The following is a 15,246-nucleotide window of genomic DNA, read 5'->3' on the forward strand; positions in this document are numbered from 1 at the left end:
GGCGAGCGGCAGAACTGCGCACCATGGGCGGCTGGCGCAGCGAATGCGGGCAATTTGATAATTATTCGCATTGAGGCGTCAAGCCATCACTTGTTTCACGAGCCTTCCCTGCCATGCACTTCGTTTGCTCCTCCACCGCCCTGGCCGAAGGCCACAGCCGCGCCTTCAGCGTAGACGGCATCGACCTGTTCGGCGTTCGCCGCCACGGCCAGGTGTACCTGTACCGCAACCGCTGCCCCCATCGCGGCATCCCGTTGAACTGGGCCGAGGATGCCTTCCTCGACGACAGCGCCAGCCTCATTCACTGCGCCCACCATGGGGCGCTGTTTCTGATCGACAGCGGCGAATGCGTGGCGGGCCCCTGCGAGGGTGACATGCTGCAGGCCCTGGGCTGCCTGGAAGACAGCCAGGGCATCTGGCTCAAGGATTGAGCAGCACCGGCAGCGGGCGGTCGATGACGATTTGCCCGGCATCGAGCTGCGCACCGTAGGCCAGCACCTCTACGCCGTCTGCCACTGCCGCGCGCAGCGCCTTGGCGTAGGCGGCGTCGATTTCTTCGGCAGGGCGCACGGCCTCGATGCCGGTGAGGTTCACGCAGTACAGCTGCACAGCGCGTATGCCCTGGCGGGCCAGTGCCGCCAGTTCACGCAGGTGCTTGGCGCCGCGCTGGGTCACGGCATCGGGGAAGGCCGCCACGGCGGTGCCTGGGTAGCCGAGGGTGACGCTCTTGACCTCGACATAGGCCGGCCCTGCCGGGAACTCCAGGCGAAAGTCCACCCGGCTGCCCTCCTCGCCGTAGGCCACCTCGCGCTTGAGCGCGGTGAAGCCGGCCAGCTCGCGGATAACCCCGGCGCGCAGCGCCTCTTCCACCAGCGCATTGGCCCGCCCGGTATTGATGCAGGCCAGGCGCCCCTGGGGCGTTTCGCTGATTTCCCAGGTGCCGGGCAACTTGCGCTTGGGGTCGTTGGAGCGGCTGAACCATACCTGCCCGCCTTCGCGCATGCAGTTGAGCATCGAGCCGGTGTTGGGGCAGTGGATGGTCAGCTGCTCGCCGCTGGCCAGCTCGATGTCGGCCAGAAAACGCTTGTAGCGGCGCAGCAGGCGCCCTTGTTCGAGCAATGGAAAGTGCATGCCCTACCCCTGCCAGCTGCGCAGGCCACGGGCGATGCGTTCCACCGCCTGCTCCAGGCGCGGCAGGCTCTGGGTGTAGGCAAAGCGCACATGATGGCCGGCCAGGTGGCGGCCAAAATCCAGGCCCGGGGTGAACGCCAGGTGCTCGGTTTCCAGGAAGTGCTGGCAGAACGCGAAGGCATCGCCGCCAAAGGCGCTGATGTCGGCATACAGGTAGAACGCGCCCTGGGGCTCGACGGCAATCTTGAAGCCCAGTTCGCGCAGCGCTGGCAACAGGTAGTCGCGACGGCGGGCGAATTCGCCGCGGCGCTCCTCGAAGATCGCCAGGGTTTCGGGCTCGAAGCAGGCCAGCGCAGCATGCTGGGCCATGCTTGGGGCACTGATGTAAAGGTTCTGCGCCAGCTTCTCCAGGTCTGCCACGGCATCCGGTGGCGCCACCAGCCAGCCAAGGCGCCAGCCGGTCATGCCGAAATACTTGGAAAAACTATTGAGGACGAAGGCCCCATCGTCCACTTCCAGCACGCTTGGCGCGTCCATGCCGTAGGTCAGGCCGTGGTAGATCTCGTCCACCACCAGGTGGCCGTGGCGCTCACGGGTGGCCTGGGACAGGCTGGCCAGGGCATCGTGGCCCAGCACCGTGCCGGTCGGGTTGGCCGGCGAGGCCACCAGCGCGCCTACCGTGTCGTTGTCCCAATGGCGCCCCACCAGCTCGGCGGTCAGCTGGTAGTTGACCTCCGGCCCCACCGGCACCAGTTGCGCGCCGCCTTCCACCAAGCGCAGGAAGTGCCGGTTGCACGGGTAGCCCGGGTCGGCCAGCAGCCAGTGCTTGCCAGGGTCCACCAGCAGGCTGCTGGCGAGCAGCAGCGCGCCCGAGCCGCCGGGGGTGATGAGGATACGCTCGGGGTCGACGGCCAGCCCGTAGCGCTGGCCATAGAAGCCGGCGATGGCTTCGCGCAGCGCCGGCAGGCCACGGGCGGCGGTGTAGCGGGTGTGGCCCGCCGCCAGCGCGGCCTGGCCGGCGGCGACGATGGGCGCGGCGGTGGTGAAGTCCGGCTCGCCGATTTCCAGGTGGATCACGTCGTGCCCGGCCGCCTGCAGCTCGTTGGCCCGCGCCAGCAGCGCCATGACATGGAAGGGTTCGATGGCGCGGCTGCGCGCACTGTAGGGGTGGGCCATGACCTTCTCTCAATTGGGTCTAAACTGTTGATTCTACCTGCGCACGGCATCGAACGTGCGCCGCGCGGCGCTGTCAACAGCTAGGATCGGGCGGGGTAGCGCACCCCCGATCTATCTGGTAAGTTCGGCGGCTCGCAGTCGCAGGGCCGGCGGGTGCCGGAGATGGAGCAGCCTGCGCATTGGATCAGATGAGTGAGAGGCGGTCTATTCATGTCCACCGTAGAAAAGCAAAAAGTCCAGACGACCATGTACGGTGTCGAACCCTACGTAGAGACCAAGGGTGAGGAGTACATGGGCGAGCCCATGAAGAAGCACTTCACCAAGCTCCTCAATGCCTGGAAAGGCGAGCTGATGGTCAGTGTGGATCGTACCGTGGACCACATGAAGGACGAGGCAGCCAACTTCCCCGACCCGGCTGACCGTGCCAGCCAGGAAGAAGAATTCGCCCTTGAGCTGCGTAACCGCGACCGCGAGCGCAAGCTGATCAAGAAAATCGACAAGACCCTCGACAAGATCAAGGCCGACGAGTACGGCTGGTGCGAGTCCTGCGGCATCGAGATCGGCCTGCGCCGCCTGGAAGCCCGCCCGACCGCCGACCTGTGCTTCGACTGCAAGGAAATCGCCGAGAAAAAGGAAAAGACCGTCGGCAAAGGCTGACCCTTATCCCATCCGAACGGGGCGCATCTTGCGCCCCGTTTCATTTATACGCCCGGCAACGCCATGAAAGACTCCCGTTACATCGGACGCTTCGCCCCCACCCCCAGCGGCTTCCTGCACTTCGGCTCGCTGGTCGCCGCCCTCGCCTCCTGGCTCGATGCCCGCGCCGTCGATGGCCGCTGGCTGCTGCGCATGGAAGACACCGACCCGCCGCGGGAAATGCCCGGCGCCCGAGACGCCATCCTGCAAACCCTGGAGCGCTATGGGCTGCACTGGGATGGCGAGGTGGTGTTCCAGAGCCAGCGCCACGACGCCTATGCCGCGGTGGTCGACCGCCTGTTCAGTCAGGGCCTGGCCTATGCCTGCACCTGCTCGCGCAAGCAGCTGGAAGGCTACAACGGCATCTACCCGGGCTTTTGCCGCAACGCCGGGCATGCCCGCGAAGGGGCGGCGATCCGCCTGCGGGTGCCGGAGCTGTTGTACCGCTTCAATGACCGGGTGCAGGGCGAGTTCCAGCAGCACCTGGGGCGTGAGGTGGGGGATTTCGTGATCCAGCGCCGTGACGGGTTGTATGCCTACCAGTTGGCGGTGGTGCTGGACGACGCCTGGCAGGGCGTCACCGACATCGTGCGTGGGGCCGACCTGCTCGACAACACCCCGCGCCAGCTGTACCTGCAGGAGTTGCTGGGGTTCTCGCAGCCGCGCTACCTGCACATACCGCTGATCGTGCAGCCTGATGGGCACAAGCTGGGCAAGTCGTACCGTTCGCCACCGCTGCAGGCCGAGCATGCGACGCCATTGTTGCTGCGTGCGTTGCGGGCCTTGGGGCAGGCGACCGAACCTGAGTGGTTGCTGGCCACGCCGGCCCAGGTGCTGGCCGAGGCCCGCAAGCAATGGCGGCCGGAAGCGATTGCCCGGCGGGGGACGGTGCCGGAGGCGGACTTGTACTGACGGCTTGCCGGCCCTTTCGCGAGCTTTGCTCGCTCCTACCAGTGATTACGCGATACCTGTAGGAGCGAGCAAAGCTCGCGAAAGGGCCATGCCACCCACCACAATCCAAAAGCCCAATAATTTCAAACCCTTGGCGAACCCCACCGATTCCCGCTAGCATCCCCCCCGCCATTTGCGCCAATAATAAGTCCAAGCCCGCAGCGCCCAACCATCGAGGCCAGCATGTACATCTATCGTTTGGTCCTGCTTCTGGTCGTGGGGATCTACCTGTTCTCCCCGGCCATCATGGACTGGTGGATCGAGCCGACCGGAGCCTGGTACCGCCCCTACCTGCTCTGGCTGATCCTGATCGTCGTCACCTTCATCCTGCAGAGCCAACGAGATGCCGATGAGCTTTAGCCTGACCCAGATGATCCTGATCAGCGCCGCGTACCTGATGGTGCTGTTCGGCGTGGCCTGGGTCAGCGAACGCGGGCTGATCCCGCGCGCAGTGATTCGCCACCCGCTGACCTACACCCTGTCGCTGGGCGTGTACGCCAGCGCCTGGGCCTTCTACGGCTCGGTGGGCCTGGCCTACCAGTATGGCTACGGCTTCCTCGCCTGTTACCTGGGCGTGTCTGGCGCGTTCCTGCTGGCCCCGGTGCTGCTCTACCCGATCCTGAAAATCACCCGCACCTACCAGCTGTCATCGCTGGCCGACCTGTTGGCGTTCCGCTTTCGCAGCACCTGGGCCGGCGCGCTGACCACGGTGATCATGCTGATAGGCGTGCTGCCCCTGCTGGCGTTGCAGATCCAGGCGGTGGCCGACTCCATCAGTATTCTCACCGGCGAGCCGGTCAAGGCCCGGGTGGCATTCGCCTTCTGCACGCTGATCATCCTGTTCACCATCTTCTTCGGCTCGCGCCATATCGCCACCCGTGAGAAACACGAAGGCCTGGTGTTCGCCATTGCCTTCGAGTCGGTCATCAAGCTGCTGGCCCTGGGTGGTATCGGCCTGTACGCGCTGTACGGCGTGTTCGGCGGCCCGCACGAGCTGGAGGTGTGGCTGCTGCAGAACCAAACCGCCCTGGCCGCGCTGCACACGCCGCTGCAGGAAGGCCCATGGCGCACCCTGCTGCTGGTGTTCTTCGCCTCGGCCATCGTCATGCCGCACATGTACCACATGGCCTTCACCGAAAACCTCAACCCGCGCTCGCTGGTCAGCGCCAGCTGGGGCCTGCCGTTGTTCCTGCTGCTGATGAGCCTGGCCGTGCCCCTGGTGCTGTGGGCGGGCCTGCGCCTGGGCGCCAGCACCAACCCCGAATACTTCACCCTGGGCCTGGGCATCGCCGCCAACAATCAGGCCCTGACCTTGCTGGCTTATGTCGGCGGGCTGGCCTCGGCCAGCGGGCTGATCATCGTCACCACCCTGGCATTGTCCGGCATGGCCCTGAACCACCTGGTGCTGCCGCTGTACCAGCCGCCGGCCGAAGGCAACATCTACCGCTGGCTGAAATGGACCCGCCGGGCGCTGATCGTCGCCATCATCACCGCCGGGTTCGTCTTCTACCTGACCCAGAACAACCACCAGAGCCTGGCCAACCTGGGCATCGTCGCCTTCGTCGCCACCTTGCAGTTCCTGCCGGGCGTGCTGTCGGTGCTGTACTGGCCCACCGCCAACCGCCGCGGCTTCATTGCCGGGCTGCTGGCCGGCACCCTGGTGTGGTTCGTCACCATGCTGCTGCCGCTGCTGGGCAACCTGCAGGGCTTCTACATACCCCTGCTGGACATGATCTACGTGCTGGACGACACCAGCTGGCACATGGCAGCGATCGCCTCGCTGGCTGCCAACGTACTGCTGTTCACCCTGATCTCGCTGTTCACCAACGCCAGTACCGAGGAAGTCAGTGCTGCCGAAGCCTGCGCCGTGGACAACGTGCGCCGCCCGCAACGGCGCGAACTGCATGCCGCCTCGCCACAGGAGTTCGCCACCCAGCTGGCCAAGCCACTGGGCGCCAAGGCGGCGCAGAAGGAAGTCGAGCAGGCCCTGCGCGACCTCTACCTGCCGTTCGACGAGCGCCGCCCCTACGCCCTGCGCCGCCTGCGCGACCGCATCGAGGCCAACCTGTCCGGCCTGATGGGGCCAAGCGTGGCCCAGGACATGGTCGAGACGTTCCTGCCGTACAAGTCCGGTAACGAGAACTACGTGACCGAAGACATCCACTTCATCGAAAGCCGCCTGGAAGACTACCACTCGCGCCTGACCGGCCTGGCCGCCGAACTCGACGCCCTGCGCCGCTACCACCGGCAAACCCTGCAGGAGTTGCCGATGGGCGTGTGCTCGCTGGCCAAGGACCAGGAGATCCTCATGTGGAACAAGGCCATGGAGGAGCTGACCGGCATTGCCGCCAAGCACGTGGTCGGCTCACGCCTGGTCACCATCGCCGAGCCCTGGCGCGCCCTGCTGCAAGGCTTCATCAACGTGCCCGACGAGCACCTGCACAAGCAGCGCCTGGCGCTGGACGGCCAGCCGCGCTGGCTGAACCTGCACAAGGCGGCCATCGACGAGCCCCTGGCCCCCGGTAACAGCGGCCTGGTGCTGCTGGTCGAAGACCTTACCGAAACCCAGGCCCTGGAAGACAAGCTGGTGCACTCCGAACGCCTGGCCAGCATTGGCCGCCTGGCTGCCGGGGTGGCCCATGAGATCGGCAACCCGATCACCGGCATTGCCTGCCTTGCGCAGAACCTGCGCGAGGAACGCGAGGGCGACGGCGAGATCATCGAGCTGTCGAGCCAGATCCTCGAACAAACCAAGCGCGTGTCGCGCATCGTGCAGTCGCTGATGAGCTTCGCCCATGCCGGCGGCAGCCACCAGAACAGCGAGGAGCCGGTGTGCCTGGCCGAGGTGGCGCAGGATGCCATTGGCCTGCTGGCCTTGAACCGGCGCAACTTCGAAGTGCAGTTCTTCAACCTCTGCGACCCGGACCACTGGGTCGAAGGGGACCCGCAGCGCCTGGCCCAGGTGCTCATCAACCTGCTGTCCAACGCCCGCGATGCATCGCCTGCGGGCAGCGCCGTGCGGGTGCGCAGCTCGGTGTTCGAACACACCGTGGACCTGATCGTCGAGGACGAGGGCAGCGGGATCCCGAAAAACATCATGGACCGCCTGTTCGAACCGTTCTTCACCACCAAGGACCCAGGCGAGGGAACCGGACTGGGGCTCGCTCTGGTCTATTCCATCGTGGAAGAGCATTATGGGCAAATCACCATCGACAGCCCGGCCGACATCGAACGGCAACGTGGCACACGGATCCGCGTGACCCTGCCCCGGCATGTCGTAGCGACGTCCCCTGAAATTCGAGACCGTCGAGAGAATTGAATCAATGCCTCACATTCTGATCGTCGAAGACGAAACCATCATCCGCTCGGCCTTGCGCCGCCTGCTTGAGCGGAACCAGTACCAGGTCAGCGAAGCCGGCTCGGTGCAGGAAGCCCAGGAACGCTTCAGCATTGCCACCTTCGACCTGATCGTCAGTGACCTGCGCCTGCCGGGCGCCCCGGGTACCGAGCTGATCAAGCTTGGCCAGGGCACCCCGGTGCTGATCATGACCAGCTACGCCAGCCTGCGCTCGGCGGTGGACTCGATGAAGATGGGCGCGGTGGACTACATCGCCAAGCCATTCGACCACGACGAGATGCTCCAGGCCGTGGCGCGCATCCTGCGTGACCGGCAGAACGCGCCGGCCGCAGCGCCCGCCCCTGCCGCCGAACCGCGCAGCAGCGGCAAGGCCGCAACCGCCGACAAGGCCAGCCCTGCCGCCAACGGCGAAATCGGTATCATCGGCTCATGCCCGCCGATGCAGGACATGTACAGCAAGATCCGCAAGGTTGCCCCAACCGACTCCAACGTGTTGATCCAGGGCGAGTCGGGCACCGGTAAAGAGCTGGTTGCGCGGGCGCTGCATAACCTGTCGCGCCGGGCCAAGGCGCCGATGATTTCGGTGAACTGCGCGGCCATTCCGGAAACCCTGATCGAGTCGGAACTGTTCGGCCACGAAAAAGGCGCCTTCACCGGCGCCAGCGCTGGCCGTGCCGGCCTGGTGGAAGCCGCCGACGGCGGCACGCTGTTCCTCGACGAAATCGGCGAACTGCCACTGGAAGCCCAGGCCCGGCTGCTGCGCGTGCTGCAGGAAGGCGAGATCCGCCGGGTGGGCTCGGTGCAGTCGCAAAAGGTGGACGTACGCCTGATCGCCGCCACCCACCGCGACCTGAAAAACCTGGCCAAGGCCGGGCAGTTCCGCGAAGACTTGTATTACCGCTTGCACGTGATTGCCTTGAAGTTGCCGGCCCTGCGCGAGCGTGGCAGCGACGTCAATGAAATTGCCGCTGCCTTCCTTGCCCGCCAGCGTGCGCGCATCGGCCGTGACGACCTGCATTTCTCGGCCGAGGCCGAGCAGGCCATTCGTCACTACAGCTGGCCGGGTAACGTGCGCGAATTGGAGAACGCCGTGGAGCGTGCGGTGATTCTCAGCGAGAGCGCGGAAATATCGGCCGACCTGCTGGGCATCGACATCGAGCTGAGCGACCTGGAAGAGGACGAAATCCTCGACCACGCCCTGGCCGCCAGTGCCAATAGCGCCAGCCACGAGCCGACCGAGGACCTGTCGCTGGAAGACTACTTCCAGCATTTCGTGCTCGAACACCAGGACCACATGACCGAAACCGAGCTGGCGCGCAAGCTTGGGGTCAGCCGCAAATGCCTGTGGGAACGCCGCCAGCGCCTGGGCATTCCGCGGCGCAAGAGCAATGCCACCAGCGACAACTGAGTTCGGCTAGGTTTTTTTATCGCCTGTGAGATCGAGCGCCGCCCGCGCGGCGCTCGATCTCACAGCCACAGCCCCCCTCAAGGCAAACACCCCGGTAACACACCACCTCCCGCACAAATCTGTTACCCAACCTTTCCGGCGTAACAGTCCCCGAGGCATACGGTAACGAAATTTCTACATTTCCAGCCGCCCGCCCACCGCCAATTTTCCTCAAACCCTTGATTTCATTGGATTTTAAAAAGTTGGCACGGCACCTGCTATATCTTTGGTACAAGAACAATAACAAGCACTGCAACTCAGAATAAGAACAAGACGAAACGGCTCACGCACAATAAAAACAAGACGGCGGAGGCGCAGCTAACTGATTCTTTTGGAGAGGATGCGTGTTTGGGGCTTGCCCCACGACCAGGCAGAGAACAACAAAAACTGCACTAAAAAGCAGCGCCTGAACTGGTTGGATCGATTGATCAACGTGACATCAGCGGCCAAAGCAATCCGTTTGCTCTTGACCCCTGGATTAGGGGGTCGTCCACAAGCTTCGAGATTTGTGGGCAGGGCGCTCAACAAAAACAAAAAGCCCAGCAAAAAAACAATAAGAGCACGCAACGACTTCTTGGGGAGCTTAGGCTCCCCTTGTCGTTTCTCCCCTTCCAGCAGGCCTTCCTGCCAACGCCTACACCATTCCCTGAGTAAATGCTAGAATCCCCGCCCATCATGCGGCCATTCTCCTATTCTTGGCCGATCATTCCTTCAAACAGTGCATCCCATGCTGAAGAAGCTGTTCCAGTCTTTCCGCCCACCCGTACCGGGCCAGCACCACCGGCGCACCACGCCTGAGGTGATCAACAAGAGCCAACACTCGCTGCAGCGCCACCAGTTCAGCCGCCACGCGGTGAACATCGTCGAGCGCCTGCAGAGTGCGGGCTACCAGGCATACCTGGTCGGTGGCTGTGTCCGCGACCTGATGCTGGGCATCTCGCCCAAGGACTTCGACGTCGCCACCAGCGCCACCCCCGAACAGGTTCGCGCCGAGTTCCGCAATGCGCGCATCATCGGCCGGCGCTTCAAGCTGGTCCACGTGCATTTCGGCCGTGAGATCATCGAGGTCGCCACCTTCCGCGCCCATCACTCGGAAGAGGACCAGGGCGACAGCCACCGTTCGTCGCACAACGCCAGTGGCCGCATCCTGCGGGACAACGTATACGGCACCCTGGAAGAAGACGCGCAACGCCGCGACTTCACCATCAACGCCCTGTACTACGACCCGGTCAGCGAGCGCATCCTCGATTACGCCAACGGCGTGCACGACGTGCGCAACCGCCTGCTGCGCCTGATCGGCGACCCGACCCACCGCTACCAGGAAGACCCGGTGCGCATGCTGCGCGCAGTGCGTTTCGCCGCCAAGCTGGACTTCGGCATCGAAAAGCACACCTTCCAGCCGATTCGCGAATTGGCCCCGCTGCTGCGCGAGATTCCGCCAGCGCGCCTGTTCGAGGAATGCCTCAAGCTATTCCTCTCCGGCCAAGGTGCCATCGCCTTCGAAATGCTGGTTGACCTGGAGCTGTTCGAGCCGCTGTTCCCGGCCAGTGCCCGTGCCCTGGAAGAGCGCCCGACCTACACCCACACCCTGATCAGCCAGGCGTTGAACAACACCGACCTGCGCGTCAAGCAGGGCAAGCCGGTAACGCCGGCCTTCCTGTTCGCCGCCCTGCTGTGGCCAGCCTTGCCAGGCCGTGTGCTGCACCTGCAGAACCAAGGCGTGCCGCCGATTCCGGCCATGAACGGGGCGGCCCACGACCTGATCGCCGAGCAGTGCGCGCGCATCGCCATTCCCAAGCGCTTCACCCTGCCAATTCGCGAGATCTGGGACATGCAGGAGCGCCTGCCACGGCGCAGCGGCAAGCGCGCCGACCTGCTGCTGGACAACCCACGCTTCCGCGCCGGTTACGACTTCCTGCTGCTGCGCGAAAGCGCAGGCGAGGAAACCGACGACCTCGGCCAGTGGTGGACCGATTACCAGGACGCCAACGACAGCGAGCGCCGCGAGATGATTCGCGAACTCGGCAGCCGCGACGAAGGCACCGGTGCTGGCCCGCGCAAACGCAAACGCAGCGGTAGCAAGCGCAAACGCAGCGGCGGTGACGAGGCGTTCGAGTGACCACCCGCGCCTTCATCGGCCTGGGCAGCAACCTGGACGCCCCTGCAGAGCAGCTGCGCAGCGCCCTGCAAGCCCTTAACCAGATTGCAGGCAGCCGCCTGGCGGGGGCTTCGGCCCTCTATACCAGCGACTCGCTGCTGCCCGGCCAGCCGCGCTACACCAACGCCGTCGCTGCGCTGGACACCGCCCTGGCGCCGTTGGAACTGCTCGACGCACTGCAGGCGATCGAGAACGACCAGGGCCGCGTGCGCAAGGAACGCTGGGGCCCACGCACCCTGGACCTGGATATCCTGCTGTTCGGCGACCAGGTCATCGATGTGCCACGCCTGCAAGTGCCGCACTACCACATGCACGCCCGCCCCTTCGTGCTGTACCCGCTGGCCGAGCTGGTGAGCGAAGATTTCCGCCTGGCCGATGGCCGCGCCCTCGCCGCCCTGCTCCAAGCCTGCCCATTCGTCGGCCTGGAACGCCTGTAAACCGGGCGTTTGCGCCACCCCCTGGCGAACGGTAACGCCAGTAACACCCTGTTAGTAACAATGCGGTAACAGGGTCATTGACTTCCCCCACCTCGCTCACGACTATAGGCGTCCCGTGTGGCACCAAAGTGCCTCATACCCGTATTTAGGCCCGGACGGACCTGTGCCCGAACATCACGCGCGATGATGTGCCGCTCCGGAAGATGACTACACGCGTTGTTCTGCAGTCGTTTTTCACAGCGCCTGAACGAGGAATTTCCTACATGCCTGAAGTAACCCTGACCACCCTGCACGGCCTCAAGGCCAAGGGTGAAAAGATCACCATGCTGACCTGCTACGACGCGACCTTTGCCAAGGCCGCCAGCCAGGCGGGCGTCGAAGTGCTGTTGGTGGGCGATTCCCTGGGAATGGTCCTGCAGGGCCACGACAGCACGCTGCCCGTTACCACCGCCGAAATGGCCTACCACACCGCCTGCGTGAAGCGCGGCAACGACGGTGCGCTGATTCTCGCCGACCTGCCCTTCATGGCCCATGCCACGCCCGAGCAGGCCTTCGCCAACTGCGCCACGCTGATGCAGGCCGGCGCGCACATGATCAAACTCGAAGGCGCCGCCTGGCTGGCCGATACCATCCGCCTGCTGGCCGAGCGCGGCGTGCCGGTGTGCGCGCACATGGGCCTGACCCCGCAGACCGTCAATGTACTTGGTGGCTACAAGGTTCAGGGCCGCCAGGAAGCCCAGGCGCGGCAGATGCGCGCCGACGCCATTGCCCTGGAGCAGGCCGGTGCGGCCATGCTGCTGCTCGAATGCGTGCCCAGCGAGCTGGCGGCGGAAATTTCCCAGGCCGTCGGCATTCCGGTCATCGGCATCGGCGCGGGAAGCGCTACCGACGGCCAAGTGCTGGTCCTGCATGACATGCTGGGGCTGTCGTTGAGCGGGCGGGTACCGAAGTTCGTGAAGAACTTCATGGCCGGCCAGCCCGACATCCAGAGCGCCCTGGCGGCCTATGTGCAGGCCGTCAAGGACGTCACCTTCCCCGCCAGTGAACACGGATTCAGTGCATGAACACAGTCAAGACCGTCCGCGAACTGCGCGCCGCCGTCGCTCGCGCCCGCGGTGAAGGCAAGCGTATCGCCTTTGTGCCGACCATGGGCAACCTGCACAGCGGCCACGCCGCACTGGTGACCAAGGCCGCCCAGCGTGCCGATTTCGTGGTGGCCAGCATCTTCGTCAACCCGCTGCAGTTTGGCGCCAACGAAGACCTCGACAAGTACCCGCGTACCCTGGCCGCCGACCAACAGCGCCTGCTCGATGCCGGCTGCCATTTGCTGTTCGCCCCCACGGTCGAAGAGATGTACCCCGACGGCATGGCCGTGCAAACCCGCGTCAGCGTGCCCGCGCTGTCCGAAGGCCTGTGCGGGGCCAGCCGCCCGGGGCATTTCGAAGGCGTGGCGACGGTGGTCAGCAAGCTGTTCAACATGGTTCAGCCGGACCTGGCCGTGTTCGGTGAAAAGGACTACCAGCAGTTGGCGGTGATCCGCGCCATGGTGCGCGACCTGAACATGCCGATCCAGATCATTGGCGAGCCGACCGTACGGGCCGAAGACGGCCTGGCGCTGTCGTCGCGCAACGGCTACCTGACGCCGGAACAGCGTGCCACGGCGCCTGTGGTGTATCGCACGCTGAAACAGCTGGGTGAAGCCATTGTCCGTGGCCAGGTGGATTTCGCTGCGCTGGTCGAAGAAGGCAAGGCGCAGCTGGAAGCTGCAGGGCTGCGGCCTGACTACCTGGAAGTGCGCCATGCACTGAGCCTGCGCCCGGCGGCGTTTGGCGACCGGGACCTGGTGATACTGGTGGCGGCTTACCTGGGTAACACGCGGCTGATTGATAACCTTTACTTGCATGTGGGTGAGAAGACCGCGTGATGGCCTGGGGCTGCTTTGCAGCCCATTCGCGGGGCAAGCCCGCTCCTACACAAGGATTGTCGAGGCGTGAGTGGGGCGCAGCGCGCGCCCCCAAAATCCCATTCCCTGCGCACGGCCTTTGCCTATAATGGTGCCAGCTTGAACCCGGCAATGACTGCCCTGTCCAAGGCACACCACGCAGCCGTTATCGCTGCGCTACAGCAAGGAATTCCGCGCAATGGCGTATTACCGCACTCCCCACGATGTTACGGCCCTGCCTGCCTGGCAGGCACTGCAGAAACACCGCGACGCCATGCAAGGCTTCAGCATGCGCGAAGCCTTTGCCGCCGACGCCAAGCGCTTCGAGCAGTTCTCCCTGAGCAGCTGCGGGCTGTTCCTGGACTACTCGAAAAACCTGATCACCGATGAAACCCGTGACCTGCTGGTGAACCTGGCTGACCAGGTCGGCCTTCAGGACGCCATCCAGTCGATGTTCAACGGCGAGATCATCAACGCCTCCGAAGGCCGCCCGGTGTTGCACACCGCCCTGCGCCGCCCGGTAGGCGACAAGCTCAGCGTCAATGGCGTCAACGTGATGCCCGACGTGCACAAAGTGCTGAACCAGATCACCGAGCTGGTCGGCCGCATCCATGACGGCCTGTGGCGCGGCTACAGCGAAAAGCCGATCACCGACGTGGTCAACATCGGCATCGGCGGCTCGTTCCTTGGCCCGGAGCTTGTCTCCGAAGCCCTGCTGCCCTACGCCCAGCGTGGCGTGCGCTGCCACTACCTGGCCAATATCGACGGCAGCGAATTCCATGAGCTGTCGGCCAACCTGCGCGCCGAAACCACCCTGTTCATCGTTTCGTCGAAATCGTTCAACACCCTCGAAACCCTGAAGAACGCCATCGCCGCGCGTACCTGGTACCTGGCCCAGGGCGGTTCGGAAGCCGAGCTATATCGCCACTTCATCGCCGTGTCCAGCAACAAGGCCGCCGCCGTGGCCTTCGGCATCCGTGAAGAGAACATCTTCCCGATGTGGGACTGGGTGGGTGGGCGTTATTCGCTGTGGTCGGCCATCGGCCTGCCGATTGCCCTGGCCATCGGCACCGCCAACTTCAAGGAACTGCTGTCCGGCGCCTACACCATGGACCAGCATTTCCAGACTGCGCCGTTCGACAAGAACATGCCGGTGCTGCTGGCCCTGCTGGGCGTGTGGTATGGCAATTTCTGGGGCGCCAGCAGCCACGCGATCCTGCCGTACGACCACTACCTGCGCAACATCACCAAGCACCTGCAACAGCTGGACATGGAGTCCAACGGCAAGAGCGTGCTGCAGGACGGCACCCCGGTGAAAACCGAAACCGGCCCGGTGATCTGGGGCGGCGTCGGCTGCAACGGCCAACACGCCTACCACCAGCTGCTGCACCAGGGCACCCAACTGATTCCGGCCGACTTCATCGTGCCAGTGGTGAGCTTCAACCCGGTTGCCGACCATCACCAGTGGCTGTACGCCAACTGCCTGTCGCAAAGCCAGGCACTGATGCTGGGCAAGACCCGCGAGGAAGCCGAGGCAGAGCTGCGCCAGAAAGGCCTGAACGAGGCGGACATCGAGAAGCTCGCCCCGCACAAGGTGATTCCCGGCAACCGCCCGAGCAACACCCTGGTGGTCGAGCGCATCAGCCCACGCCGCCTCGGCGCGCTGGTCGCCATGTACGAGCACAAGGTATTCGTGCAGAGCGTGATCTGGGGCATCAACGCCTTCGACCAGTGGGGCGTGGAGCTGGGCAAGGAACTGGGCAAAGGTGTGTACCAGCGCCTGGTCGGCAGCCTGGAAGACAGCGCCGAAGACGGCTCTACCCAGGGCCTGATCAACTACTTCCGCGGCCGTCATCGCGGGTGATCTGACTCCTGTGCCGGCCTCTTCGCGGGGCAAGCCCGCTCCTACAGGTTGTACACGTGCCCTGTAGGAGCGGGCTTGCCCCGCGA

At 64.7% G+C, this 15,246-nt stretch carries 13 protein-coding genes; 11 read left to right on the forward strand and 2 right to left on the reverse strand.

The features are described 5' to 3' along the window. Window positions 1-113 precede the first annotated feature (113 nt). Window positions 114-431: a Rieske (2Fe-2S) protein gene (locus F3J45_RS26575; RefSeq protein WP_167070106.1), complete on the forward strand. Its 318-nt coding sequence runs from the start codon at window positions 114-116 to the stop codon at window positions 429-431. On the opposite strand, the gene sfsA is transcribed toward F3J45_RS26575, so the two are convergent. Beyond that, window positions 421-1,131, reverse strand: coding sequence for a DNA/RNA nuclease SfsA (gene sfsA, locus F3J45_RS26580; protein WP_167070108.1), 711 nt, complete (start codon window positions 1,129-1,131; stop codon window positions 421-423). The two genes, F3J45_RS26575 and sfsA, sit on opposite strands and share 11 nt — an antisense overlap. A 3-nt stretch (window positions 1,132-1,134) precedes the next feature. Beyond that, window positions 1,135-2,307: a pyridoxal phosphate-dependent aminotransferase gene (locus F3J45_RS26585; RefSeq protein WP_167070110.1), complete on the reverse strand. Its 1,173-nt coding sequence runs from the start codon at window positions 2,305-2,307 to the stop codon at window positions 1,135-1,137. A gap of 210 nt (window positions 2,308-2,517) precedes the next feature. Between F3J45_RS26585 and dksA the strand changes: the two genes are divergently transcribed. The 10 genes from dksA (at window position 2,518) to pgi (ending at window position 15,160) form a co-directional block, all read left to right on the forward strand. Continuing rightward, complete coding sequence (gene dksA, locus F3J45_RS26590; RefSeq protein ID WP_167070112.1) at window positions 2,518-2,964, forward strand: RNA polymerase-binding protein DksA; 447 nt, start codon at window positions 2,518-2,520, stop codon at window positions 2,962-2,964. Between the two features lie 63 nt (window positions 2,965-3,027). Further along, window positions 3,028-3,915: a tRNA glutamyl-Q(34) synthetase GluQRS gene (gluQRS, locus tag F3J45_RS26595; RefSeq protein WP_167070114.1), complete on the forward strand. Its 888-nt coding sequence runs from the start codon at window positions 3,028-3,030 to the stop codon at window positions 3,913-3,915. 222 nt (window positions 3,916-4,137) lie between these two features. Next, window positions 4,138-4,314 (forward strand): hypothetical protein, encoded by a 177-nt coding sequence (locus tag F3J45_RS26600; RefSeq protein WP_003250005.1) that lies wholly within the window; start codon window positions 4,138-4,140, stop codon window positions 4,312-4,314. Then, the gene (locus tag F3J45_RS26605; protein WP_167070116.1) at window positions 4,304-7,273 is read left to right on the forward strand and encodes a sensor histidine kinase; all 2,970 of its coding nucleotides are present in this window, start codon (window positions 4,304-4,306) and stop codon (window positions 7,271-7,273) included. The genes F3J45_RS26600 and F3J45_RS26605 overlap by 11 nt, the downstream gene beginning before the upstream one ends. 4 nt (window positions 7,274-7,277) lie before the next feature. Continuing rightward, complete coding sequence (locus F3J45_RS26610) at window positions 7,278-8,720, forward strand: sigma-54 dependent transcriptional regulator (protein ID WP_167070118.1); 1,443 nt, start codon at window positions 7,278-7,280, stop codon at window positions 8,718-8,720. Between the two features lie 766 nt (window positions 8,721-9,486). Continuing rightward, entirely contained in the window at window positions 9,487-10,878 is a 1,392-nt protein-coding gene (locus F3J45_RS26615) for a polynucleotide adenylyltransferase PcnB (RefSeq protein ID WP_167070120.1), read from the forward strand. Continuing rightward, the gene (folK, locus tag F3J45_RS26620; RefSeq protein ID WP_167070122.1) at window positions 10,875-11,354 is read left to right on the forward strand and encodes a 2-amino-4-hydroxy-6-hydroxymethyldihydropteridine diphosphokinase; all 480 of its coding nucleotides are present in this window, start codon (window positions 10,875-10,877) and stop codon (window positions 11,352-11,354) included. The genes F3J45_RS26615 and folK overlap by 4 nt, the downstream gene beginning before the upstream one ends. A 263-nt stretch (window positions 11,355-11,617) precedes the next feature. After that, window positions 11,618-12,418 (forward strand): 3-methyl-2-oxobutanoate hydroxymethyltransferase, encoded by an 801-nt coding sequence (panB, locus tag F3J45_RS26625; RefSeq protein WP_167070124.1) that lies wholly within the window; start codon window positions 11,618-11,620, stop codon window positions 12,416-12,418. Next, window positions 12,415-13,278, forward strand: a complete 864-nt coding sequence (gene panC / locus F3J45_RS26630; RefSeq protein ID WP_167070126.1) for a pantoate--beta-alanine ligase — start codon at window positions 12,415-12,417, stop codon at window positions 13,276-13,278. The genes panB and panC overlap by 4 nt, the downstream gene beginning before the upstream one ends. 217 nt (window positions 13,279-13,495) lie before the next feature. Next, the gene (pgi, locus tag F3J45_RS26635) at window positions 13,496-15,160 is read left to right on the forward strand and encodes a glucose-6-phosphate isomerase (RefSeq protein WP_167070128.1); all 1,665 of its coding nucleotides are present in this window, start codon (window positions 13,496-13,498) and stop codon (window positions 15,158-15,160) included. The last annotated feature ends 86 nt before the right edge of the window (window positions 15,161-15,246 follow it).

This window comes from Pantoea sp. Ap-967 (assembly GCF_011752565.1).
GTDB lineage: Bacteria > Pseudomonadota > Gammaproteobacteria > Pseudomonadales > Pseudomonadaceae > Aquipseudomonas.